General features: G+C 65.2%; 13 protein-coding genes. 12 read left to right on the forward strand and 1 reads right to left on the reverse strand.

The window, feature by feature from the left end; all coding sequences use genetic code 11:
• Positions 1-22: 22 nt before the first annotated feature.
• The 5 genes from B5G02_RS01365 (at position 23) to B5G02_RS10175 (ending at position 16143) form a co-directional block, all read left to right on the forward strand.
• Positions 23-10462, forward strand: coding sequence for a Spy0128 family protein (locus B5G02_RS01365; protein ID WP_241146115.1), 10440 nt, complete (start codon positions 23-25; stop codon positions 10460-10462).
• A complete protein-coding gene (locus tag B5G02_RS01370; protein ID WP_241146116.1) occupies positions 10452-10796 on the forward strand; it encodes a helix-turn-helix domain-containing protein in 345 nt (114 codons plus the stop codon). Before B5G02_RS01365 ends, B5G02_RS01370 begins: the two co-directional genes overlap by 11 nt.
• Before the next feature lie 448 nt (positions 10797-11244).
• The gene (locus tag B5G02_RS01375) at positions 11245-12618 is read left to right on the forward strand and encodes a VanZ family protein (RefSeq protein WP_019240186.1); all 1374 of its coding nucleotides are present in this window, start codon (positions 11245-11247) and stop codon (positions 12616-12618) included.
• 189 nt (positions 12619-12807) lie between these two features.
• Entirely contained in the window at positions 12808-14547 is a 1740-nt protein-coding gene (locus tag B5G02_RS01380; RefSeq protein WP_241146117.1) for an amidophosphoribosyltransferase, read from the forward strand.
• Between the two features lie 780 nt (positions 14548-15327).
• Positions 15328-16143, forward strand: coding sequence for a class B sortase (locus B5G02_RS10175; protein WP_241146118.1), 816 nt, complete (start codon positions 15328-15330; stop codon positions 16141-16143).
• Positions 16144-16491: 348 nt separating this feature from the next.
• Here B5G02_RS10175 and B5G02_RS01390 read toward each other — a convergent pair whose 3' ends face one another.
• Positions 16492-17619, reverse strand: a complete 1128-nt coding sequence (locus B5G02_RS01390; protein ID WP_094334888.1) for a hypothetical protein — start codon at positions 17617-17619, stop codon at positions 16492-16494.
• Positions 17620-18240: 621 nt separating this feature from the next.
• Between B5G02_RS01390 and purM the strand changes: the two genes are divergently transcribed.
• The 7 genes from purM to B5G02_RS01425 all read left to right on the forward strand — a co-directional run bounded on the left by purM (position 18241) and on the right by B5G02_RS01425 (position 26369).
• A complete protein-coding gene (purM, locus tag B5G02_RS01395; protein ID WP_094334889.1) occupies positions 18241-19365 on the forward strand; it encodes a phosphoribosylformylglycinamidine cyclo-ligase in 1125 nt (374 codons plus the stop codon).
• Positions 19366-19399: 34 nt separating this feature from the next.
• A complete protein-coding gene (gene purN / locus B5G02_RS01400; protein WP_094334890.1) occupies positions 19400-20242 on the forward strand; it encodes a phosphoribosylglycinamide formyltransferase in 843 nt (280 codons plus the stop codon).
• 215 nt (positions 20243-20457) lie between these two features.
• The gene (locus tag B5G02_RS01405) at positions 20458-21735 is read left to right on the forward strand and encodes a peptidylprolyl isomerase (protein WP_019240026.1); all 1278 of its coding nucleotides are present in this window, start codon (positions 20458-20460) and stop codon (positions 21733-21735) included.
• Between the two features lie 36 nt (positions 21736-21771).
• Positions 21772-22215: a GatB/YqeY domain-containing protein gene (locus B5G02_RS01410; RefSeq protein ID WP_019240025.1), complete on the forward strand. Its 444-nt coding sequence runs from the start codon at positions 21772-21774 to the stop codon at positions 22213-22215.
• Positions 22216-22397: 182 nt separating this feature from the next.
• Positions 22398-23051 carry a recombinase family protein gene (locus B5G02_RS01415; RefSeq protein ID WP_094334891.1) on the forward strand — a complete coding sequence of 218 codons (654 nt, stop codon included), beginning with the start codon at positions 22398-22400 and terminating at the stop codon, positions 23049-23051.
• Positions 23052-23315: 264 nt separating this feature from the next.
• Complete coding sequence (locus B5G02_RS01420; RefSeq protein WP_241146119.1) at positions 23316-26021, forward strand: hypothetical protein; 2706 nt, start codon at positions 23316-23318, stop codon at positions 26019-26021.
• 6 nt (positions 26022-26027) lie between these two features.
• Entirely contained in the window at positions 26028-26369 is a 342-nt protein-coding gene (locus tag B5G02_RS01425; RefSeq protein ID WP_094334893.1) for a MarR family transcriptional regulator, read from the forward strand.
• Positions 26370-26511 lie beyond the last annotated feature (142 nt).

The raw sequence follows: 26511 nt of genomic DNA on the forward strand, positions 1-26511 counted from the left end.
GGGAGTAAGGATAGGTGTTCGCATGCCAGGAATGAACTTCAATCGCAACAAAAGGCCTGCCCAGGGCGCGTCGGGGAAGGGGCTGCTCCATAGCCGCCTCGCCCAGCGCGCGATCGCTATCGTCGGCGCGCTCGCGCTCGCGTTCTTCGGTCTGACCGCGGCAGTGGTCTATGCCGATGGCGCGGACTTCGGTGACCTCGCATCCGACCCCGTGGGCACCGTCGCCCGCGCATACCAGAACGCGCTCGGCCTCGGGCGCGCGGCGGGCGATGAATCCGCCCCTGTCGCGGACGACATGACGGTCAACAGCTGGAAAGATTACATGAATGCGAGCGTTGCCACGAACGGCACCGCGAACGTCGGCCGCATCTGGACGGACAAGTCCGTCTCGACGGGCGACATCAAGCTCGATCCCAACGGCGGCACCATCACCAAGGCGAAATCCTCCGACTTCCTCGTTGCCCTTTCGGCGCTCTCCTCCACGTCGAACAAGGTGACCTATACCGACAAGCCCCTCGACATCGTGCTCGTGCTGGATCGCTCTGGGTCGATGGAGCAGAATCGCGTTTCTGACACGGCGTATTATCCCGTGAACGATATCGTTGAATCCGACTACAACAAGTTCGCGGGAATACCAACCGGCGGATCCGTTGCCCCGCAGTACTATGCGTTGGTAGACGGCAAATACGTTGAGATCGAAGAGCAGGTCGACGACAACTCGATTCTGGGCACCGGTAGCGTTACCCACGAGGCGTGGCGCCTCAATGGCCAGAATATCGAGCCCATTACCGATCCGAATGATACTGAGGGCAAGATTCAGTTCTATCGCGGGGGCAATCTCCGTATTGATGCCCTCAAGGCGGCAGTTTCTCAGTTCATCGACCAGACTGAGGCGGCCAACGCAAACATAAGCGATGCTAACAGCAGGCATCGCATCTCGATTGTGAGCTACGAAAACAACGCAACGGTCAATGCCCAGCTTACGACGTGCTACGGGGATGGCGCCGATGACCTCAAACGTGCGGTCGAGAACATCGAAGCCGGCGGCGGTACCTCGCCCCAGGACGGCATGAGTGAGGCGCGCGACATACTTAATAACGATGCTCGTTCAAACGCGCAGAAGGTCGTCATCTTCTTTGCGGATGGCGAGGCCGACTCAAATAGTCAGGCGAGCCAGGCGGTAAGCATTGCGCGCGGCCTGAAGACCGCTGAGAATCCTACGATTATCTATTCGGTTGGCATCTTCGAAAATGCCAATCCGGATAATGACCCGGCGGATCAGAACACCCAGTCGAGCGACCGCTTCATGCATGCCATGTCGAGCAACTATCCGAATGCCACGGCAAACGACCGCAATAGCTTGGGACAGCGTGCAGAGAATACGCAAGGCGAGGACAGCTACTACAAAGCGGCTACCGACGCAGAGAGCCTGAGCCAGGTCTTTGAGCAAATCGCCGAGGACATGCAGACCGGTGCTGTCGGCGTGCCGACGGAGGTCGATACCGACCACGGCTTCAACATGTCCAACGATGGCTATATCACCTTCACGGATACGCTCGGCGCGTACATGGAGGTCAATCCGGAGCAGAACTTCACGGTTGTCTATAAGAACACGCCGTACACCGCGCAGTACGATGCCAACGGCGGTGCCTACACCATGCCGGACGTGTCGGTCGAGGGCAACTACACTGACAAGGATGGCGGTAGCCTCAGCAACATCAACCAAATCAAGATTTCGGTTGCGAAATCGACGAATCCTGCGCTTCAGGGCGACACGGTAACGGTTCAGATCCCGGCGTCGCTCATCCCGCTGTTGCATTACAACGTGAAGACCGAGGACGGCGAAACTACCGTTACGAGCGACCCGAACGAGACGTTCCCCATCCGCGCGCTCTATGGCGTGAAGGTCGTTGATAACATCGACGACATCATGATTCAGCAGCTCGGAGACGAGAGCAGTGATCTGAATACGTACCTCAAGGGCGTCGGCAACACGTCCGAGGACGGCACGCAGGTGTACCTCTATTCGAATAACTGGACGCGCCCGACCACGGCCGACGGCACAACCGCGACGGGCAGCACCACGGCGAGCTTCGAGCCGTCCACGAAGAACGCGTTCTACTACTTCCAGGAGGACACGCCGGTCTATACGGACGAGGCGTGCACGCAGCCCGCAACGCAGGACGACCTGGGCGGCAGCGGCAGTCTCTGGTACAAGTTCACCTATGACAAGGCTGGTACCGCAACTGAGAATTGGGAAGCCGTCGAGGTGTCGAAGGCTAACTTCGTGAACCACCCGGATTACTACGGCATCAAGGGCCCTTACGACCAGCTTAACAACGATGAGATTCGGGACGGCCAGGTATACATCAAGACCGGCAAGCCGCGCCTGAGCCGTGCGAGCGATTTCAACACCGCGAAGGCGGACGCCAGCAACAAGACGCATACCGCCACGCAGGCGCTGAGCCCCAGCTGGAATGGCGATGCGATCAACGTCGCGCTCGGTAACAACGGCCGCATCGGGATCGAGATGCCCGGCTCGCTCGCCATCTCCAAGGACGTTGTGACGCCTGCAGGCTTCCCGCAGGAGGATGTCGCCTACCACGAGAGCGTGGACTTCGACTTCAAGATTCATGTGGATGGCGCGTCGGGCAGCTACACCGCTGCGGTCGTCGAGGACGGCCAAACCACCCCGGTCGATGGCGGAATCAAGTTCACTGAAGGCGGCGCCACCTATAAGCTCCATGACGGTCAGCAGCTCATCATCTACGGCCTCAACAACGGCGCTCACTACACCGTGACCGAAGATGCCGAGGGTGGCTACGACACCGAGAAGACCGGCGATACCGGTACCATCGCCGCCGCGGAGACCGCGCAGGCCGCGTTCACCAACACCTACAAGGTCACCACGCCCGCGACCGTGAAGGGCTCGACCGACCTCACCGGCACGAAGGCAATCGACGGCCGTGCCTGGGTGGATGACGAGAGCTACACGTTTGTGCTCGCGCAGCTTCAGTCAGGGACAACCGATGACGCCGGCACGGCGGTGGACACCGTGGTTGTGAAGGGCGACCCCAACAAGGGCGAAGACCCCATTAAGTTCAACTTCAAAGACCTGTCGTTCGACACGCCGGGTGTGTATCGCTACACGATTTACGAGAACGATGCTCAGTCTACGATTCCTGCCGGCGTGAGTGCGTCGCGTGCACGCTACCGCGTGACCATTACCGTCACCGATAACCACGATGGCACGCTCAAGGCGGAAACGACCATCCAGCAGACCCGTCGCGATGACGGCACCGCGCTTGACCCGTGGGGCGAGCCTGGTACGGCTAAGTTCGTGAACACGTATCAGGTTGGCGAAACCGAAGCGACGATCCAGGCGAATAAGAAGGCTACCAGTGCGGTCGGCGGAGACTACGGTATCGACAACGATGACTTCCAGTTCGAGCTGAAGCCTGTGGGCGATACCGCCGCGACAGCGCCTATGCCGGACGACGCCGAAGGCGAGGGGGCGGGTCGCGTCGCCAAGATGACGAACACCGGCACCACGGCCCAGTTCGGCATCACGTTCGATAACTATGACTTCCCCGAGGACGAGAACACGGCGGTGTTCTGGTACGAGCTTACTGAGGATGACACCTACAACCCCGTCCCCGGTATGGACTATAGCGAGCAGGTCTATTACGCCAAGGTGACCATTGTGCGCGCCACGGATGAATCCGGCAAGGCTGTCATCAAGACGACCGTCGAGTACTTCACTGACGCCGACGGCACGCAGGCCGCGCCTGACAACCAGGCGCTCTTCACGAACACCTTCGATCCGGATGACGTGACCACCACTGAGGATGGCGATACCTCCATCCATGGCACCAAGACCGTGGACGGCCGCAACTGGAACGGCGACAGCTACACGTTCACCATCGCCGAGGCCGAGGGTTACAGGAAGCAGGACGGCGTGAAGATGCCGGACGATTGCACGGTGACGGTCGCGGACAATGACGACCAGAACCCCAAGGTCAAGGACACGGCATATCCGTTCGCGTTCAACGGCATCACCTTCAGCAAGGTGGGCACCTACCACTTCACCATCACCGAGACGCCCAAGCCCGATGACGCCAAGGGCATGAAGTACGACACGCACGAGACCGACGTGACCGTGACCGTGGGCGTCGATGCCGAAGCGGGCAAGCTCAAGATCGAGAACATCACGTACGACAACAAGGACGTCGTGGCCGCTGACAACAGCCAGGCCGTGTACAAGAACGAGTACAGCGCGTCGACCGACTTCGGCGACGGCGAGACGGGCGGCATCCAGGTCGTGAAGACCTTGGACGGCCGTGCGCTCCGTGCGGGCGAGTTCTCCTTCACGGTGAAGGGCATCGACGGCACGGGCACCACGGCTGAGGAGGCCAACGCGAAGCTCGAGAACGGCGATCGCCTCTTCGGCAACGAGGCCGACGGCACCATGCAAATCTTCATGGGTGACGGCTTCAAGTTCAACCAGGACGACGCTGGCAAGACGTTCAGCTTCGTCGTGGACGAGCTGAGCACGCAGGACGAGATTACGGCTGCGGGTTCCCAGCAGACCATCAAGCCCAACGTGACCTATGACCCGTTGAGCTACCGCGTTGACCTTGCGGTCGTGGACAAGGGCGACGGCACCATGCATGTGGTGACGACCATCACGCCGTGCGATGCTGCGGGCGAGCCGACGGGCGATGATGTGGTCTACACTGGCAACACCGATGATGCTGACTACACCATCCCGACGGTGACGTTCGAGAACAGATACGCGCCGGATGCCGCAACGTATGACACCTCGGCCGCTGGGCTGCTCAACAAGGTCATCACGGGTCGCGATTGGCTCGAGAGCGATTCCTTCGAGTTCACCATCGCGGCGGACGACTCGGTTGAGAGCAACCTTGCCGCCGAGGCCATGCCCGATCCGGCGACGGTGACGGTTTCGAGCGCAGGCGCGAAGAACGGCCAGAACGTGTCGTTCGGCTTCGGGACGCTGACGTTCAACAAGCCTGGCACCTATGTGTACAAGGTGACGGAGGCGAAGGCCGGTACCACCGAGGGCGGTCTGACCTACGCCGACAACGTGGCGACGCTCAAGTTCAAAGTCGAGGACAATCCGAACACGGGCGACCTCGTGGTGACGAATACTAGCAGCATCGTGACGGACGGCACGTTCACCAATACGTACGAGGCCAGCGTGGATTATGACGCGGTCGGCGGCCTGAACATCCAGAAGACGCTCGAGAACCATGCGCTCACCGAGGGGCAGTTCACGTTCGAGGCGCAGGTGCTCAACCAGGACGGCGACCCCGTGGGTGATCCGGTTGAGTGGAAGAACCCCGCTCCCGAAAAGGCGAGCGCGAACACGGTGACGTGGAGCCCGTTCGACCAGCCCTTGACGTTCGACCAGGATGACGCTGGCCAGACCATCCGCTTCACGGTGACAGAGAAGAACGGCGGTGCCGAGGGCTACACCTACGATGGCGCGAAGTACACCGTCGAGATCACGCCCATCGACAACCACGACGGCACCATGAGCGTCCACACCAAGGTGACGAAGGATGGCGTTGAGAAGCCGGTCTTCGACCAGACGACTTCGGCGGACGCTCACCAGACCGCAGTGCCCGACTTCACGAACACCTACGGCACGGACGCGACGACGGGTGACGTGGCGGCGGATGTTAAGGCCACCAAGACGCTCACCGGGCGCAATATGAAGGCCGATGAGTTCAACTTCGAGATCGTGACGCGCGACGCGGATCCGGATGACGGCGCTGCGTTCACCTCCACGAAGGTGGCAACCGGCACGAACGCCGCCGCGAAGGACGGCGAGGCGGGCAAGGTGACCTTCACCGGCACGAACGAGGCCATGACCTACACGATCGACAAGCTCGACCAGGCAGTGGCCGACGGATACGCCACGAAGGAGCTGGATGACAAGGGCAACGCCACTTGGACGCTCTATTACAGCGCTCAGGAGAAGACGGATAAGCTGCCCGCAAAGGTGACGGCTGAAAACCCGACGAGCTTCGACTTCACCGTGACGATCGTCGATAACGGCGACGGCACGCTCGAGGCGACGGTCAACGCGCCCGAGAACGGCATCGCGTTCCAGAACACCTACACGCCGGATGACGTGACGGTGGGCAAGGACGGCGACGCGCAGATCACCGTCCATAAGACCTTCACCGGTCGCCCGGACAACGAGTGGCGCGACACCGATAGCTTCGAGTTCACCATCGCGGCCGACGAATCGACGCCCGATGCGCCGCTGCCCGGAACCAAGACGGTTGAGCTCTCCTCCGACGACGAGCCCGAGAACGGCGTCGCGACCGACATCTTCGGCGACATCACCTACACGAAGGCCGACCTCGGCGGTGCCATGACGAAGAACTTCGTCTACACCATCACCGAGACAAGCCCGGCCGAGAACGGCAGCGGCATCACCAAGGACACCCATACCGCTAAGGTGACCGTGACGGTGACCGACGACGGCACTGGCCAGCTCGCGGCCAAGGTCACGTACGACAACAACGAGGCGGCGAACGAAGCCGACAAGGCCGTGACGAACGCTGCCGCGTTCACGAACACCTACAAGGCCAGCGAGGGCGGCAAGCTCGACGGCGCGACCTACCTCAAGGCGAGCAAGACGCTCACCGGCCGCGCCTGGCAGAACGGCGAGCAGGTCGACATCGTGCTCCGCGGCGACAAGGGCACCCCGGCTCCCACCGGCACCCCCGAGACGGATGCTGACCGCTGGACGTACGCCATGCACGTGTCCGAGGACGGATCGTTCAACTTCCCGGATATCGAGTACGCTGCTGATGACCTTGGTGGCAAGGAATCCGCTCAATTCACTTATGTGATTCGCGAGCTCTCCGACACGCACACCGTCGTTGACGGCAGCGATGCGGAGAAGGCGCAGATCAAGCAGGGCATGGACTACGCGCTCGACACGTATCACGTGGTCGTCACCGTGCGCGACGCGCATGATGGCACGCTCGACGTGAGCGCCCAGATGTTCCACGTGCGCAACCACGATGGAGACTACGTAACGGGTGATGCGACCGGCGAGCTCGTGGCAGACAACACCGCCGCGTTCGAGAACCAGTTCGACGCCGATGCGGAAACGCTCGAGCTCACGGCCAGCAAGGTCTATGCTGATCCCAATAACGGCAAACCCATGACGGACGGCATGTTCTCGTTCCGCGTGACCGCCGTGGGTGATGAGGCGGCGACGGCGCCCATGGGTGACCGCGTGCAGACCGACGACCAGGGCAACCGCTACATCGATGCAAACGTTGATATCCAGACCAAGGACGCGAGCTTCGGCACGGCTAAGTTCCAGTTCGACGGCCATAACCACACCTTCTACTATGAGGTGACGGAGAACATGCCCGCCGGTGCCAACGAGGGCAATGGCTACAAGGTCGATGGCGTGACGTACGACCCGACCACCTTTACCGTGAAGGTCGAGGTCACCTATGATGACCAGACTCTTGACTCCAAGGCCGTGATGAGCATCTACAAGGGCACCTATGAGGAGGTCTCGAAGGCCGACGCGGACGCGCTTGCCCCGATGAAGGTCGACGGCATCACGTTCAACAACAGCTACGGCACGGGCGGCACGACGGTCGACACCGGCGACGCCCAGACCACGGCGACCTTCTACAAGGTCATCGACGGGCGCCGCTGGCTCGACAGCGACAGCTTCCAGTTCACCATCACGCCGAACGACGGTGCCCCGGCGTTCGAAGGCGCGAGCGGCAACGGTGCCTCGACGGTTACGGTGACGAAGGACAACCCCGAGGCTACGCTCGCCGACCCCGACCGCACGGCGCGCTCCTTCAACTTCGGCACCGTGACGTTCACGGACAAGGATATGACGGGCGCGCAGATGGTGGATGGCAAGCCCACCAAGACCTTCACCTACACGGTGAAGGAGACGGCTGGCGACATTGCCGGCATGACCTACGACAGCGACCGCGAGGCGACGCTCACCATCATCGTGGTCGATAACGGCAACGGCACCATGACGGCGACGCCGCAGGTGCAGAATGGCGTGTTCACCAACACGTACAGCACGAGCGTGGATTACGCCGCGGCCGGTGGTTTCCAGATCACCAAGACTCTCACCGGGCGCGACATGACGGCCGGCCAGTTCGAGTTCACGGTGAAGCCGGTTGACGGCACCAGCACTTCGGCTAACGATGCGGCCGCGAAGCTCGGTATCGATGCGGGCGGCAGCGTGCAGCCCTCGCCGGAGGCCGATGACGGCACGAAGGCATCCGTGGCGACCTTCCCGCTCGCGGGCAAGGATATGACGTTCACGCAGGACGACGCGGGCAAGACGTTCGCCTACGAGGTCTCCGAGACCAAGAAGGGCGGCGAGGGCTACACGAACGACGATGCGACCTATCGCGTCGAGATTTCCGTGGCGCATGAGCCCGCGACCGCGACCCTCACCGTGACGACGACCGTGACCAAGGACGGCGAGCAGGTGGGCAAGCCCATCGTGGTGACGAACGCCTCCACCGACCGCGCGGTCGCGAGCGTGGACTTCCAGAACAGCTACACGGCCAGCACCGATCCCGGCGATGGCGGCACCCCTGCGACGGTGAGCACCACCAAGACCCTCGACGGGCGTCCGCTCGAGGCCGGCGAGTTCACCTTCCAGGTGGCGTACGCCGGCGGTGACCAGGCCGTGGTGAAGAGCGACGTGACCAACGCCGCCGACGGCACGGTGGACTTCGGCTCGTTCGAGTACGACACCGCGTCGCTGGCCCAGATGGTCAAGGACCGCTATGCCACCATCACGAACGTCGACGAGGACGGCAACGCTACGTGGACGATCCAGTACACGGCGAGCGAGCTCACCAATGGCCTGGCCGACGCGGGCGTGAGCGCCTCGAAGGCGAGCTTCAACTTCACCATCACGGTGGTCGATAACGGCAACGGCGGCCTCACCGCTACCGCCGACCTGCCCGAGAACGCCGGGTTCACCAACACCTACACCTCCACGAGCGAGGGCGGCGATCCGTCGGTCCCGATGACGCCTACGGGCAGCAAGGTCATCGAAGCCGCGGACGGGCTCAAGCCCAACTACGACGAGCTGGCCGGCAAGTTCACGTTCACGCTCTCGAGCGACGACCCGAACGCGCCGATGCCGGAGCAGACGACCGCCACGAACGATAAGGACGGCAACGTGACCTTCGGCGCCATCGAGTTCACGCTCGACGACCTGAACAAGGCGCTCGGCACGCAGGATGACGCGGCCGAGGGCGACGAGGGCATCGACACCCAGGCCGTGGGCGGCACGCCGCGTAAGCACACGTTCACCTATAAGGTGACCGAGTCCGGCTCGGCGGCGGGCATCACCAACGACCCGACCACGGTGCGCGAGTTCAGCTACACCGTGCACGACGACGGCGAGGGCCACCTCACGGTGACGAGCGATCCCGCGGACGCGCCGCTCTTCACCTTCACCAACACCTACTCGGTGGAGCCCGTGGAGTCGAGCCCGACAGGTGAGGGCCAGCTGACCATCACCAAGACGCTCACCGGCCGCGACATGACCGAAGGCGAGTTCACCTTCGTGCTCACGGCGCCCGACGGCTTCACGGCACCCGATGGCAGCACCCAGTTCACGGCTACCAACGCGGCCGCGGCTGACGGCGAGGCCGGAGCGGTGACGTTCGCGCCCATCACCTTCACCGAGCCGGGCACCTACGAGTTCACGCTCGAGGAGCAGGCGGGCGCGGATAACGTGGGCGTCGGGTACGACCTCGATACCTACACCATCACGGCGAACGTTACGGATAACCACGTCGGTGGGCTCGATGTGACGTGGCGCATCAACGGGCCCGGCGGCAAGGAGATTAACTTCCAGAACACCTACGAGGCAGCGCCCGCGAGCATGGGCTTCGGCGCCACCAAGGTGCTCACCGGCCGCGACCTTGAGGAGGGCGAGTTCACCTTCCAGATAACGAACGAGGCGGGTGACGCGCTCTACGCCGAGGCGACGAACGACGCGACGGGTACGGTCAACTTCGACCCGATGGCGTTCAAGCAGGCGGGTGAGTACCACCTGTGGATCTCGGAGGTGCTGCCGGAGGACGATGACGCCGCGACCGACGGCATCCAGAGCGAGAACGTCACCTACGACGAGTCGCGCTACGAGCTCGTGGTGACGGTCAAGGACGACGGCAAGGGCCAGCTCCAGGTGACGAACGTCGCCATGGCCGATGGCAGCGAGCCGGCGCCGGTGTTCCAGAACACCTACACCAAGCCGGAGGAGCCGGCGAAGCCGGTGCTGCCCGGCGGCGACACGCTCGAGCAGACGGGCGACACCATGCCGCTGCTCCTCGGCGTGGCGACGGTGGCCGGTGTGGCGCTCGTGGCCGGTGGCCTTGCGGTACGCAGGAAGCGTGGCGAGTAAGATGGCTGCGACGGGCTCCTCGCTGACGGGCGTGGCGACACGCATCAACGGTCGGCATGCCTTCGTGCACGAGCGGATCCTGCTGCTCGTGGTGCGCGAGACCGAGCTTCGCGGTTCGGTAACGTTCGCCAAGCAGGACCTGGCGACGCGCATGGGCGTGTGCGTGCGGTCGGTTGACCGTGCGGTGACGCGTCTGCGACGCGAGGGGCTCATCACCACGGAGGCCATCTTCGGGCCGACCGGGGCGCAGCTGGGCAACGTGTACACCGCGACGCCCGAGGGTATCGAGCTCGCGCGGACGTACCGGCGCGAGAAGCCGCGGCCGAAGAAGTAGCCGCGGGGCGCGGGGCGTGAGGCACGCGCTGCGAGGCGTGGCGCGCGCCGCGATAGAGCCACCGACGGGGCGATGTGGGGAGACCTGCATCGCCCCGTTTTTCGTTGCGGATGATAAAAAGCAGACAGGCTGGTTTTTATCATTTCGCGCCCGGCGCCCGCGCCCGCCGCCTGCCGCGCCCGATTCGTTCGCGTGCAAACTTGTCAACTTTCAACGCGAACGAGCTCTCGCAAGCGGCTTCGTGCATAAATCCGTCAACTTTGTGCTCGAAGGACGGCGGCGGCTGGCGAATGCTGGCGGCCGGCGAACGCTGGCGGCAAGCGGCCGCCGCCCGCGCCCGCTTCACCCGCGCAGTGATGATAAAAACCAGCCTGTCTGGATTTTGTCAAAATGCGGTATGCTTGCTCGACGCGGCGCGGGGCCGCGACGCCGGAGAGAGGGGTGCGACATGGCTGGCTACGTGGACAACATCCGCATCGCGGCGCTGCTGTTCCCGCTCGCGTCCGCCCTGCTCTCGCTGCCGTACGCCATCTACCAGTACCGCCGCTATGGCAGCATCTCGGCGTGGAAGACGTTCCTCGTGGCGTCGTTCATCTTCTACCTCATGTGCGCGTACTTCATGGTGATCCTGCCGCTGCCGGCCGACCGCGCCATCTACGTCGCGAGCGCCCAGCACCCGCAGCTCCAGCCGTTCCACTTCATGCAGCAGCTGCGCGCGAGCGGCCTCGACCGCATCGACTCGCTCTCGAGCCTGCTCGCCTTCCTGCGCCTGCCGGCCGTCTACACGGTCTACTTCAACGTGCTGCTCACCGTGCCCTTCGGCGTGTATCTGCGCTACCTCTTCCACCGCAGGTGGTGGCAGGCGCTGCTCCTGGGCTTCGGCCTCACGCTCTTCTTCGAGACGTCGCAGCTCACGGGCTTGTTCGGCCTGTACGAGCACCCGTACCGCCTCTTCGACGTGGACGACCTCATCACGAACACTGCCGGCGCCATGCTGGGCTTCTGGCTGTCGTTCCCGCTCTGCCGGTCCCTGCCCGACCTGCGCGACGTGGACGCCCGCTCCATCGTGCGCGGCTCGGAGCACACGTCGTTCACGCGGCGGCTGCTGGCGTTCGCCATCGATATGGCTCTCTGCCAGGGCATCGTCTGGCTGTGGACGAACGTGGTCTCGCTCGGCGTGACCGGGCGCTACGAGGGGCTCATCGGCGCGCTCGTGGCCACGGGCGTTGTGTTCATGCTCGTGCCCTGCCTCACGCGCGGCCAGACGCCCGGCCACATGGCGCTGCGCCTGCGCGTGGTGCGGCCGGACGGCTCCGCGGCGACGAACGGGGCATATATCGCCCGCTACGGGCTGCTCTTCTGGGTGTTTCTGCTGCTGCCGAGCTGGCTGGGCGCGCTCTTCCCCACGAGCGGCGTGACGGCGGCGAGCGGCCTGGCGCCGGCGCTCGGGATCGCGCCCACGAGCGGCGCGGAGCTCTCCGGTCACACGGACGAGCTGCTGCTGGGCGCGGGCGCGTTTGAGGCGATCCTCTCGAGCGTGTACGCGGTGTGGGCGTTCTCGATCCTCGTGCGCGCGGTGCTCTCCGCCTTCAAGCGGCCGTTCGTGATGCTCAACGGCGTGATGACGAACACGCGCGTGATGTCCGATTCCCAGATCGAGCGGCTGCGCGCCGCCCGCCATGCGCAGAGCCTCGAGGACGAGCTCGCGCAGAACGATCTGGGCGCCGCGAGCATCGACGAGGCGTTCGACGAATCGTTCGACAGCGTGTATTCCGACGAGCTCGACGCGGAGATCGACGACGCGCGGGCGGGGGACGCGTAGGGGGCTGGGACGCTGGGCTGGGGCCTCGTCCGGCGCTGGCGCCCGCCCGCGCCTGCATCCGCCCGCCGCCCGAGGCCCGCGCCGCCCGCGCGCTTCGCCCGCCCACGTTACATGCGTGTTACCGTGCCGTCCGCCGCCGGGGCATGCCATAATCTCATGGTGGAACAACGGCGCGGAGGGGTTTCCGATATGGTTGATGTGCACGGTGAGAGCATGCGGGCGGATGACGCCCTGCACGAGGAGTGCGGCGTCTTCGGCGTGTGGGCGCCGGGGCGCGACGTCGCGCGGCTCGCGTATTTCGGCTTGAAGGCGCTGCAGCACCGCGGCCAGGAATCGGCCGGCATCGCGGTGGGCGACGGCGGCACGGTCATGGTGCGCAAGGACCTGGGGCTCGTGGACCAGGTGTTCACCGACGCCGACCTCTCCTCGCTCACGGGCGACCTCGCCGTGGGGCACGTGCGCTACGGCACGGCGGGCGCCAAGAGCTGGGAGGCCGCGCAGCCGCACCTCTCCACCATCAACGACGTCATCATCGCGCTCGCGCACAACGGGACGCTCGTGAACACCGACGAGCTGCGCCGGCAGCTCATCGAGCTGGGCGTGCCGTTCCTCTCCAATTCCGACTCCGAGGTGGCGACGAAGCTCATCGGCTACTTCACCCAGCGCACGAGCCACCTGCGCGAGGGCATCCGCAAGACCATGGAGCTCATCCGCGGCGGCTACGCCATGGCGCTCATCAACGAGCAGGCGCTCTACGCGTTCCGCGACCCCTACGGCATCCGCCCGCTCGTTCTCGGCATGATCCCCGCCGATGGGTTGGATGGGGATGGGTTGAAAGGAACCCGTCCCCAACCAACCCATGGGTTGAATGGGGACGGGTTCCTTTCAACCCCTTTTTCGCCCGACGCGGCCGCCGGCTGGGTCGTCGCGTCCGAGACCTGCGCCCTCGACATCGTGGGCGCTGAGTACGTGCGCGACATCCGCCCCGGCGAGATCCTGCGCATCAGCGCCGAGGGGCTCGTGTCCGAGCAGGGCGTGCCCGCCGCGCCCGAGACCGCGGAGTGCATCTTCGAGCAGGTCTATTTCGCCCGGCCGGACTCCTTCATGGGCGGTAAGTCCGTGTACGCGTGCCGCTACGACATGGGGCGGCAGCTCGCGCGCGAGGCGCCGGTCGACGCGGACATGGTCATCGGCGTGCCCGATTCCGGCCTGCCGCCGGCGGAGGGTTACGCGCACGAGAGCGGCATCCCCTTCGGCGAGGGGCTCATCAAGAACCGCTACGTGGCGCGGACGTTCATCCAGCCCACGCAGGAGCTGCGCGCGATGGGCGTGCGCATGAAGCTCAACCCGCTGCGCGACATCATCGCCGGCAAGCGCCTCGTGGTGATCGACGACTCCATCGTGCGCGGCACCACCATGGTGCAGCTCGTGCGGATGCTGCGGCAGGCGGGCGCGCGCGAGGTGCACGTGCGCGTGAACAGCCCCGAGGTCGTGTGGCCGTGCTTCTACGGCATCGACACCGACGTGCAGGCGCAGCTCATCAGCGCGAACAAGTCGGTGGACGAGATCTGCCGCTTCATCGGGGCGGATTCGCTCGCGTTCCTCTCGGTGGAGGGCATGCTGGCCTGCGTGCCGCCGGTAGGGGAAGCCGTGGAGACGGCGGCGGGCGAGGCGGCCGGGCGCGCGGGCGCCGCGGGCTGCCGCGAGGGCGCCGGGCGCGCGGGCGCCGCCGCCGGCTGCGGCAAGCGTGGGTACTGCACGGCGTGCTTCACCGGCGTGTACCCCGTGGCGATCCCACCGAGCTTCGGCCGCGACAAGTTCATGGAGGGCTTCGACCCGCTCAACCTCACGCAGGCCGACCCCGTCGCGGACGGCAGCGTCGTCGAGAAGGAGCACGACCACACCTGGGAGCAATCCCACGAGGCGTGAGGCGAGAGGACGACGGGCGGCCGTGCGATGCTCAGCCGTGGGCGACTCGCTGTGCGTCCGCAGCGCCCCGCGCGTCGCAGGCTTCTCGCCGCGCCACGCCAATTTCGTACCTGATGTGGGATTACCTCCTCTTTACCTGAGCGTGCTCGCGCATCGCCTATACTGGTGAGTTATTGTTTGAATCGCATGACGCACGGAGGTTTCATGGCGGCATACGAGGGCAGACGGTTCCGTCCGAAGCAGGAAGCCGAGACGACGGGCGGCCAGGCGTCGCCGAGCCCGCGGGGCAACGGCTCGCATTTCGCGGGCGACGCGCCGCGCGCTCCCCGCACGCCGCATCATGGCGCGACGCACCCCGGAGCCACGAACGTCCCGCCCGCTCGCAGCGCGGGATCGCACCGCGCCGTCCCGGGTTCGTCCGCGCACGCGACCGCGCACAGCTCGGGTTCGCATGCGGCCACGCCCCGCGCGGCTGCGCCTCACGCCCGCGAGGCAGCGCACAGTTCGGCCACACCCAACGCCCGCGAGGCAGCCCCCCACTCCCACGCATCGGCATCCCGAGCGCACAGTTCGGCCACCCCGCCGACGTCGCCCTACGCGCGTCCCGCCCGCGCTGAGGCGCCCCGGCCCGCTTCGCCCCACGCGCCGTCACCCTACTCCCGTTCGGCAGCTTCCCGCTCCGCCGCGTCCCGTTCCCGCACCGCTGCCGGGCGAGGCTCCCGCGCCACCCGCACCTCCGGAGCGCCGCGCAAGCGCAGCGGGCGCGACATCGTCTCGAAGGTGCTCATCGGCGTCGGCATCCTGCTGCTGCTCGTCGCGGGCGGCATCTTCATCTCCGCGCAGATCGGCTACCAGAAGGCGGGCGCCACGTACGACGAGCTCTCGCAGTACGTGACGGTGGACGATTCCAGCGGCGACGGCGTGCCCGTCGTCGACTGGGACGCGCTCAAGCAGGTGAGCGAGGACATCGTCGCGTGGATCTACATCCCCGGCACGGACATCAGCTTCCCCGTGGTGCAGGGCGACACGAACGACCAGTATCTGCGCGCGCTGCCCGACGGCTCGTGGAACGAGAGCGGCAGCATCATGCTCGATTGCGACCAGCAGGCGCCCGGCATGGTGGGCCAGCAGACGACGGTCTACGGCCACCACATGAGCAACGGCTCCATGTTCGACCCCATCGAGAAGACGCTCGACCAGGCGAACTTCGACAAGATGACCACGGTGTACTACCTCACGCCCGAGACCACCTACAAGCTGTCGCCGCTCTACACCGCGCGCGTGCCCGAGACCTACGTCGAGGCGCGGCAGGAGAACTTCGGCGACCAGGCGGCGCTCGCGGCCTACCTCGAGGACCTGCGCGGCTACGCCCAGGCGGAGGCGAGCGACGTCGACGAGCGCATCGCCTCAACCGACCGCGTGCTCGCGCTCGTGACCTGCAGCGGCCTGGCGCCGGCCGACCACCGCGCCATCATGATCTGTACGGTTGTGGAGGAGACGCCGTCCGTTTCCGCCGACGACGTGCAGGCCGACGTGGGCGCGGAGGGTGCGAACGCCAGCTCGGACGAGCTCGTCAACCCGGACCTGCAGGGGTAGCAGGCGCGGGCGCGCTGCCGGGCGCCGTTTGGGTGCCGCCGGACGCTGCCAGGCGCGGTTTGGGTGCCGCCGGGCGCCGTTTTGGGCATCGCAGGGCGCCGCGAACGCCCACAAACTGCCTTCAGACGGCCCGCGCGCGGCCCCTCGCTTCCCAAAATCGTCCAAACGAGCGGTTTATAGGGGGTGGGCAAAGTAGCCGTGAAATCGGCAACCCTGCTACCTGCGCATTTATTTGCGCGCAACCCCTCGCTACTTGGGCACCCCTTCATAAACCGTTCGTTTCACTCACTTTGGGAAACACTATCCCGGCGGGTGCGGATTTCGGAGCCCAAACGAGCCGAAAACGGCTCACTCAGACGACTCGGGCTGCCCGAAAAGCTCCTGGTGCAGCTTCTTGCGCCGCTCGACCTGTTTTGTGCTTCGCTTCGCGGGCTTGAGGCCGAGCCTGGTCGACATCATGTCGAGCAGGATCTCAAGCTGCGTGATGTCGCTCATCTGGTCGTAGGTGATCTCGAGAACGGAATATCCCATCGACTCGAGCGCGGCGCGCCTGCCGGACGCCTCCTTGAACCCCGCGCGGTCGGCGTGGTACGCCATCCCGTTGAGTTCGACGACGGCATTCTGCTCCGGCCAGAGCATGTCGCATTTGCAGTATGACATGCCCGCGAGCAGCCTCGCTTCGGGGGTGAACGTCACGCGCTCGTTGAACAGGGGAGTCGGGTACCCCGCGCCGCCGCATCGAGGCGGTAGCAGGGCAAACAGCGCCCAAGCGGTTTCCAGCCACGACCCGGAGCGGTCATGCACGAACTGCGCCGCTCTCCGCGCTTGCGGCAGCCCGTCAACGCACCGCATCGCTTCGAGCTCGATGCGGAGCTGCTCCGTCGTTATGAGCTGTGGCCGCTTCCACATGCTGGATGGGTTCCCGTTCCTATCGAATACCGGTTTCCACGGGTCATTCTCATCCTCCCTGAAGAACTGCGATGGCTGCTTCGCCCCGTGCGCCTGCGTCGTGCATGCGTCCAGCAGGGGGCGCACGAGGTCCGTCACGCTCGGCTCGGCGTAGATGCCGCATGCCTCGTACATGAGGGCGACCGTCGCGGTAAGCGAGCGCCGCCGCGCCGCTTGGACGAGCGCCAGGGTGGGGGATGCGACGTACAGGTCGTTGCCGAGCGCCTGGAGCAGGGATGCGTCGGGTTTTCGGGACAGCCGGTGCACGCGTGCGAACGGGGATGTGCGCACGGCGCCGTAGTCGGTTTCGACCTCGATGGGGAGCGGGATGCCCTTGAGATCGAAGGGCAGTCGGGCCAGGATGCGCTCGTCGACGTGTCTCCTGTTCTTCCGGCCGGCCGCGTAGCGCCTCATCTGCTCATCCATCTTGAGCCACGCGGCGAACTGCTCGGGCGGTATCTCCTCGTGTTTGAAGAGCGTGGGGGTGTTCCACCATGCGAGGGCGGACGTTCCGGTGATGACGATCATGCTGGGTTCCCCTTTCTGCCCGTCGGCGGGGCCGCCCGCGTTGGCTGCGCCCCGTTCGACCCGGGTGAAGCATCTCATAGCGATCTGTGCTGAATCTGGCACGGACCTGGCATGAACCTGTCACAGATCTTGCACGGAGCTGGCACAGGGGGCAGAATCGCAGGTCGCCGAGGAACGATCGCGGCGCTTTGCTGATACAAGTGGGAACCAGCCCGTCACAAAGTTCACGAAACGAACGGTTTATGAAGGGGTGCCCGAGTAGCGAGAGGTTCCGTGCTAACAAATGTGCAGGTAGCAGGGTTGCCGATTTCCCGGCTACTTTGCCCACCCCCTATAAAACGCTCGTTTGGACGATTTTGGGAACGCGGCGTGCTCCGGGGCGCGAATATCGCCCGAATCTGAGCTGCCCTGAGCCGCATGTGGGGATCCCGTCCCGCCGCTGGCCCCGCGCACCGGCTCCCGTCCTGCCGCTGGCTCCGTGTGCCGGGCTCCTGCCCCGTCTCTGGCCCCGCGCCCCGTCCGCCTTCCATGAGTCCTCGGTGCGTTTTCGGCGCATGCGCCCTGGGTACATTCAACCTGCTATGATGGCAGAACGGTCATTCTTTCGGAAAGGATCTGCGCATGAGCGAGAGCCGCGAGCATATCACCTACGAAGACGCCGGCGTCGACACGGCCGAAGGGGGTCGCGCGGTCGATGCCATCAAGCAGATGGTCGCCGAGACCGCCCGTCCCGAGGTCATCGGTGGCATCGGTGGGTTCGGCGGCCTGTTCTCTGCCGCCGCGTTCAAGGAGATGGACAACCCCGTGCTCATCTCGGGCACGGACGGCGTGGGCACCAAGCTCGTGCTCGCCCAGCTGCTCGACCGCCACGAGACGGTGGGTCAAGACCTCGTCGCCATGTGCGTGAACGACATCCTCGCGTCCGGCGCGGAGTCCCTCTTCTTCCTGGACTACATCGCCATCGGCCACATCGAGGCCGAGCGCATGGCCAAGATCGTCAAGGGCGTTGCGGACGGCTGCAAGCTCGCGGGCTGCGCGCTCGTGGGCGGCGAGATGGCCGAGCACCCCGGCGTCATGCGCGCGGACGACTACGACCTCGCGGGCTTCGCCGTGGGCGTCGTCGACCGCCCGCGCATGCTCGACCCGCAGAACGTGCGCCCCGGCGACGTGATCCTGGGCCTGCCCTCGTCGGGCATCCACTCCAACGGCTACTCGCTCGTGCGCAAGGTCGTGGGGGTGGACGGCATCGAGCCGGGCACGCCCGAGGCCGCCGCGAAGCGCGCGGAGCTCGAGCAGCCGCTCGAGGAGCTCGGCGGCGCCTCGCTGGCCGACGCCCTGCTCGCGCCCACGCGCATCTACGTGAAGCCCGTGCTCGAGGTGCTGCGCGGCGAGGCCGGCTCGCGCGTGCACGCCATCGCGCACATCACGGGCGGCGGCATCACCGAGAACCTCAACCGCGCGCTGGCCTCGGACGTCGACGCGGTGGTCGAGCGCACCACCTCGCCCGAGGGCTTCGCGATGGGCTGGGATGTGCCGCCCGTCATCTCCTACATCGCCCGCGCCGCCGGGCTCTCGGCCGACGAGGCGTGCAAGACGTTCAACATGGGCGTCGGCCTGTGCGTGATCTGCGCCCCCGAGGACGAGGCCGCTGTGCGCGCCGCGTTCGAGGCACAGGGCGAGCATCCGTTCCGCGTGGGCACGTGCGTGCCCGGCTCCGGCGAGGTGACCTATTCCGATGAGCGCTGATCGTAAAAATACCCCAGGGGTTTTTTCACATAGCATGGACGAGCACCGCGAAGAGATCGAGGCGGCCGACCTGCCCCCCGAGGCGCTGCCGCGCGACTTCTTCTTCTCGAGCGACGTGGACAGCGAGCTCGCGCGGGCGATGGCCGAGGCCGGCAACCCCGCCGCCCGCCGCGTCGTGGCGCCGCTCGCGCCCGGCAACAACGAGATCCAGCGCGCACGGCACGAGGCTCGCGCGGCCGCGGCGCAGGACGGCGCGCAGCTGGCGCCGCTCAAGATCGGCGTGCTCATCTCCGGCTCCGGCACCAACCTGCAGGCGCTCATCGACCGCATCGCCGCGGGCGAGCTCAATGCTGAAATCGTGCTCGTGGTGTCGAGCCGCCCGAGCGCGGCGGGCCTCAAGCGCGCGGCCGACGCGGGCATCCAGACGCTCGCGCTCTCCAAGGAGCTCTACGCCGACCCGTGGGACGCCGACGAGGTGATCGCGACCGAGCTCGAGCGCGCGGGCGCCGAGTACATCGTCATGGCCGGCTACATGCGCAAAGTCCACGAGCCGCTGCTCGCGCTCTGGCCTGATCGCGTGGTGAACATCCACCCCGCGCTGCTGCCGAGCTTCCAGGGCGCGCACGGCATCCAGGACGCGTTCGACCGCGGCGTGAAGGTGACGGGCGTGACCGTGCACTTCGCCAACGCGGTCTACGACCAGGGCCCCATCATCGCGCAGGAAGCGGTGCGCGTCGAGGAGGGCTGGACGGTCGACGAGCTCGAGGCGGCGATCCACAAGGTCGAGCACCAGCTGTACCCGCACGTGGTGCAGCTGCTCGCCGACGGCCGCGTGCAGGTGAACGACGACCGCACGGTGAGCGTCCTGCCTGAGTAAGCGATGGGGGCGCGGCAGGTGGGCGCGGCCGGGTGGCCGTCCGCGTGCGCCCGGCGCCAGTGCCCGGGTAGCTATCCGCACGCGAGCTCCGCACCGCCCCCGCCCCCGTCCTGTACATCACGTGACCCCGCCTGCAAGTCCACAGACCCCATACACCCCCGTAGTATCATTACGGCGGTTTACAGCTGATGTCGAGCCGAAAGGTACGGACAGGAATGGCATCGAACAAGGAAAGCAAGCGCCCGCCCGCGGGCTCGCAGCGGCACACGCGCTCCGCGCACACGGCGGCCTCGGCGCACGCGAGCGGCCGCGCGGACCGGCCCAAGACGAAGGCGGACTTCAAGCGTGAGAACAAGCAGCAGATCCACAAGGGCATCAAGTACGTGCTCGTGGCCATCGGCGTGCTCGCCATGGTGCTCTCGGTGACGAGCGTCGCGTGCTCGGGCGTCCTCAACCAGGTGGCGTCCGACGAGGAGTACAAGCTCACGGGCGGCGTCGCGGCCACGGTGAACGGCACGAAGATCACCGAGGACACGGTGACCGAGCAGATTATGAGCACGCGCAGCTCCATGGGCTACGATGACGACGCGGATTGGGCTGCGTACCTCAGCTCCATGGGCATGACACCGGAGAGCTACCGCGAGAACGTCATCGACGGCCTCATCGACGACGTGCTGGTGAGCCAGGCCGAGCGCGACGCGAACATCCAGGTGAGCGACGAGGACGTCGAGGCCGAGTGGCAGGACATCGTGTCGAACTACGATTCCGAGGACGCGTTCGTCCAGATGCTCGAGCAGCTCGGCTACACCGAGTCCACCTATAAGGAGACCATCCGCCAGAACCTCGAGTCCGAGGCCTTCCGCGATTCGGTCGCGCCGGTCGAGGAGCCCACGGACGACGAGGTCATCGCGTACGCGAATGAGAACCTGAGCACGTACAACGACGCCCGCCGCTCGTCGCACATCCTCATCAAGGTGGCCGAGGACGCCGATGACGCCACGCGCGAGGAGGCCAAGGCGAAGGCGCAGGAGATCCTCGACAAGATCAACGCCGGCGAGATCTCGTTCGAGGACGCCGCGAAGGAGTACTCGGAGGATTCGTCGGCGTCGGACGGCGGCGACGTGGGCTGGGACAAGCTCACCACGTTCGTCGACGCCTACCAGCAGGCGCTCTCCGCACTCGACACCGGCCAGGTGAGCGGCGTGGTGGAGACCGACTACGGCTACCACATCATCATGTGTACCGACCATTTCTACGTGGACGGCGAGGTGACCTCGGTCGACCAGATTCCCGAGGACCTGCGGAACACCTTCATCCAGAGCATCGAGAGCACGAACCAGTCCACCGCGTACCAGGCGTGGCTGGATCAGCAGCGCTCCGAGGCCGACATCCAGATCAACGACATGCCCGCCGACGTGCCCTACAACGTGGACATGGACGCGGCGACGACCGAGGGCGACGAGCCCGCGACCGACGACGCCGCGACAGAGTAGCGGCACCGGCGCTGCGGACGAACCGGGGAGGACGATATGACGAACCAAGAGCTGCACGACCAGATGGTCGCCGCCATGAAGGCGAAGGACAAGGTGCGCCTGTCCATCATCCGCCAGGTGATGGCCGAGGTGAAGAACGTCGAGGTGAACGAGCGCCGCGACGCCACCGAGGAAGACGTGAACAGCATGATCAAGCGCCTCATCAAGCAGACGAACGAGACGCTCGAGATGTCGCGCAAGGCGGGGAACAACCAGGAGCGCACCGACACGCTGGAGGAGCAGGTGAAGATCCTGGAGAGCCTGCTGCCCGCCCAGCTCTCGGGCGACGCGCTCGTGGAGCTCATCGAGCGGACGATCGCCGAGGTGGGCGCCACCACGCGCAAGGACATGGGCAAGGTCATGGGCGCGCTCAACAAGGCGACGGGCGGCAACTTCGACAAGGCCGCGGCTGCGAAGGAAGTGGGCGCGCGCCTGTCGTAGGGCGTCGGCGCCGGCATAAAATGATAAAAACCAGCCTGTCTGGTTTTTATCACGCGCGCAATCGGGGCGGATCCGGCTGGGTCCGCCCCGTCGTCGTATGCGCGCCCCCCGCGCTGCGTCGGCGCAGCGCGGGGTACGGGAATGCTGCTCCTTGTAGGATTCGCCTTGGACAAGGAGGACACATGGAGCAGCGATGCACGGTGCGAAGAGAGCCCCGCGAGGGCGGAGCCATGTACGGGTACGCGCGCGTCTCGACACGCGACCAGAATCTGGCACGGCAGATCGATGCGCTCGAGGAATTCGGGGTGGAACGGCGGCGCATCTTCACCGACACGGCGAGTGGCAAGGATTTCCAGAGGCCGGCATACCAGCGACTCGTGCGGCGGCTGCGAACGGGCGACACCGTGGTCGTCAAGAGCATCGATCGGCTGGGGCGCAACTACGACGAGATCCTTGACGAATGGCGGCGGCTTACCAAGTGCGGCAACGTCCATCTCGTGGTGCTCGATATGCCGCTGCTCGACACGCGCCGCGAGGCGAACGGTGTGACCGGCGAGTTCATCGCCGATATGGTTCTACAGCTTCTGAGCTACGTCGCGCACATCGAGCGCGACAACATCAGGCAGCGGCAGGCCGAGGGCATCGCCGCCGCGCAGGCGCGGGGCGTGCGCTTCGGTCGGCCGCGCATCGAGCGTCCCGAGGCGTTCGAAACGGTTCGCGGGCTCTATCTGGCAGGCGACCTCACGTGCACCGAGGCCGCCGGAGCCTGCGGTGTATCGCAGTCGACATTCCGTCGCTGGATGAGCGCATGCAAAGGCGCGCCGGGCGCTCTGTAGGCACCGGCACGCCGTGCGCCGATATGCGGCGGTCAAAAGGTAGACGTTTTGAGCGGTGCGCTCGGCGTCGAAAACCCCCTGAACCTCGCAGCTCGTCGTGATACAAGCATACAAATCGCATTAAACCAGACCTGTTTCTAAATGTCTGCTTTTTGAACAACGTCTCCCGGTACGGCATGCACGTCGCCCCTGCGCAGCGGTTCGTCCGGCCAGAGACGACGGTCACACGGTTCAAACGACGTGGAAATGGAGAGGTGACCTGCTGTGAAGGGGAAGGGTCTACGGGCGCTCGGCATGCTGTGCGCGCTCGTCGCTGTGCTGCTCGCATGGGCTGCGCCAGCACCGGCGTGGGCTGCGGAGCCCGTTGCAAGGATCGGCGATACGGATTATCAGAGTTTTGCGGAGGCTGCAAAAGCGGTTCAGGGCGGTCAGACGATTGAGCTGCTCCAGGATTGCGACTCTGAGCTCACCGCCGCCTGGGCAATCAATAAGAACGTAACGATTACGGGCAACCATACGGTAACGTTCACCGAGTACTCATTTGGAATTACTGGTCAGCATGAGCTGAAGCTTGATGGCTGCAAGGTTGTCATCAACAATGCGAATAAGACTGCGTATTCGGATAATCCAGCAAATGCTGCGATCATGCTCGACAACGGGGCGACGATCACGCTCGATAATAAGGCTGAGCTCACGATAGATTCTGCTGCGGGAGACGGAATCGCAACCTGGGATACCGGTTCGGTTGCCGAAACTGTTAACGTGCTGAACGGCTCGACGTATACGTGCATTAACTGCGCGAACGGTGGCGGCGTCGAAGATTACAACGCAGCTAGTCCCTATAACACGTTCAACATTTCAAACGACTCTGTCGTTAGCTTCAGGAACAATTATTCCGGAGTCATTGGAACCTGGAACGTGTACGTTACCTCTTCGAAGCTTGAAGTGCTCAATAGCAGGGGAAACGGATCAAACGGCTCGAACTACTACCTCGATAACGCGACGGTCACCTATAACGAAAACGGCGACCATGGTCTATCGACGGGTCATCTTGTCATAAAGAACCAATCCATAGTTACCGCTAATGGAAACGGTCGTACTGGTGTGAATGTCGGATCGGGCGACTTCTATCTTGATGGAACGTCGTCGTTGACCGCCAATACCAATGGAGCAAAGTACTGGGGCGCCGGCCTCAACCTGACCGCCAACGGGACGGGCGAGGTCGAGAGCGGAGCTGCGCTCACCCTGATCGGCAATGGCGGCGACGGCCTGGACAACCAGCGCACGACGGTGATGCACGACGGCGCGAAGGTGACGATCACCAACAACAGCGACGGAAGCGGCGGCGGAATCTACAACCCCGGCAACTTGACGCTCCCAAGCGATGCCCAGGTGTATAACAACCATGCCACGACGTCGGGCGACGATATCTACAGCACCGGTAGCATTACGTTCGGCCATGTTGGAAGTGGCTGGAAGCTTGACGGCGTTGATTGCGACGGCAACCCCGATGACTGCACCGACACCATCGACGGCTGGTTCATCGACGCTGCCGACGCCCGTTGGGAGGCGCACGCCGATACCTACGACGGTGTCCATGTCGAGAAGTACACCTTCGACGGCGACACGACCACGGTGACGGGTCCCCTCGCCCTCAAGGCGGCGCACGGCCTCGGCGTGGTGACGGTCGACCCGGCCGACATCACCATCTACATGGGCGGTACGGACGGCTACGAGGGCGTTTCGTCCAACGGCCAGATCACGGGTAGCAACTCGCTCCCCGAGCCGGGCTTCTACCTCGCGCTCCCTGACGATGTGAACGCGGCGCTCCGGGCTGCGGGCGCCGCCACCGATGGCGAGAACGCCGACCTTTCCCAATACCTCACCATCTACACGCATGGGTATGCCGGCGAGAACGGCGAGCTCCACTGGACGCTCGAGCCGTACGGCAAGACCTACTCCGGCGCGTACGGCCGCCATATCTACCGTATCGTGCCCGCGCCCACCGAGGGCCAGGAGGCCGTGCCCGTCCGTCTGGAGTTCACCGACGGCGAGGGCAACACCTCGACGAGCGATACCTTCGAGCCCAGCGAGAGCGGTGCCCTGAACGAGCACTACACGATGCAGCTCTACACCGAGCTCGTCGATAAGAACCAGGTGGTCTTCGAGGTCGACGTCAACGGCCAGAAGTTCTACAACACCATGCAGCTCGAGACGGGCGACCTGAATGTCCGCTATGTGACGGGCGACCAGGCCGATGTGGTGACGGACATCCTCAACACGGTCGACGACCTCGCCGACGCCAAGGCGGAGAACGCCGGCAAGGCCTATGCGGTGGTTTCCCGGAACGCCCGCTACACCATCAACGAAAGCAACATCGACGTGACGGATTCCGCCGCGCCCTCGCTGCTGTTCGACAACGTGGTGAGCGACCACAACACCGAGGGTGCCGACGACTATGACCAGCAGCTCGCCAACCGCGCGGTCGACGTGATCGCCGATACGGGCACGACGTTCCAGAACCCCTGGTACGATGCGCGCTACCTCGATCTGGTGGATGCGAACAACGGCAACGCCTGGATCAGCTCGAGCGAGCCTGTGACGGTGTACTGGCCCTACCCTGTGGGAACGGATGAGAACACCGAGTTCCACCTCGTGCACTTCGAGGGGCTTGATCGCGAGATCGCCACTGGCGACGTCGAGGATAGCATCGCCTCCGCGAACGCCGTGCCGGTCGAGGTCGAGACCACCCCATACGGCATCAAGTTCGAGACGACCAGCTTCTCGCCGTTCGTCCTCATGTGGGAGGGCAAGGGCGAGCAGCCGAAGCCCGAAGAGCCTTCGAAGCCCGGCTCGGACGGCCTCGTCCAGACCGGCGATAACAGCTTGACGCTGATCGCGGGCATCGGCGCTGCCGGCGTCGCCTGCCTGGGCGCCGCCCTCGCGGTCAAGAGCAAGGGCAAGGAGTAGAAGCGCGTGGCGAGCCGGAGATCGGATATATCGCTGCGGGGCGTGAGCGAGAGCATCAACGGCCGCCATGCGTTCGTGCACGAGCGCGTGCTGGAGCTCATCGCGCGCGATACCGCCAAAGACGGTTCGATCACCTTCCGCAAGAAGGAGCTCGCCGAGCGCCTGGGCTGCTGCGTGCGCACCCTCGACCAAGCCCTCATGCGGCTGCGCCGCAATGGCTACGTGGTTTCCGAGCCATCGTTCGATGAGAACGGAGGCCAGCTGGGGAACGTGTACCGCGCGACGGAGCTTGGCCGTGAGCGCGCGGCTGCCCTGGGTGGCCGATATGGAGGCGCGCGCCTGTCGTAGGGCGCAGGCGCCAGCAAAAATGATAAAAACCAGCCTGTCTGGTTTTTATCACGTGCGCAATCGGGGCGGATCCGGCTGGGTCCGCCCCGTCGTCGTATGCGCGCGCTGCGTCGCTGTCGCACCCCCCCCGCCGCGCCCCCGC

The organism is [Collinsella] massiliensis, assembly GCF_002161605.1.
Classification (GTDB): domain Bacteria; phylum Actinomycetota; class Coriobacteriia; order Coriobacteriales; family Coriobacteriaceae; genus Enorma.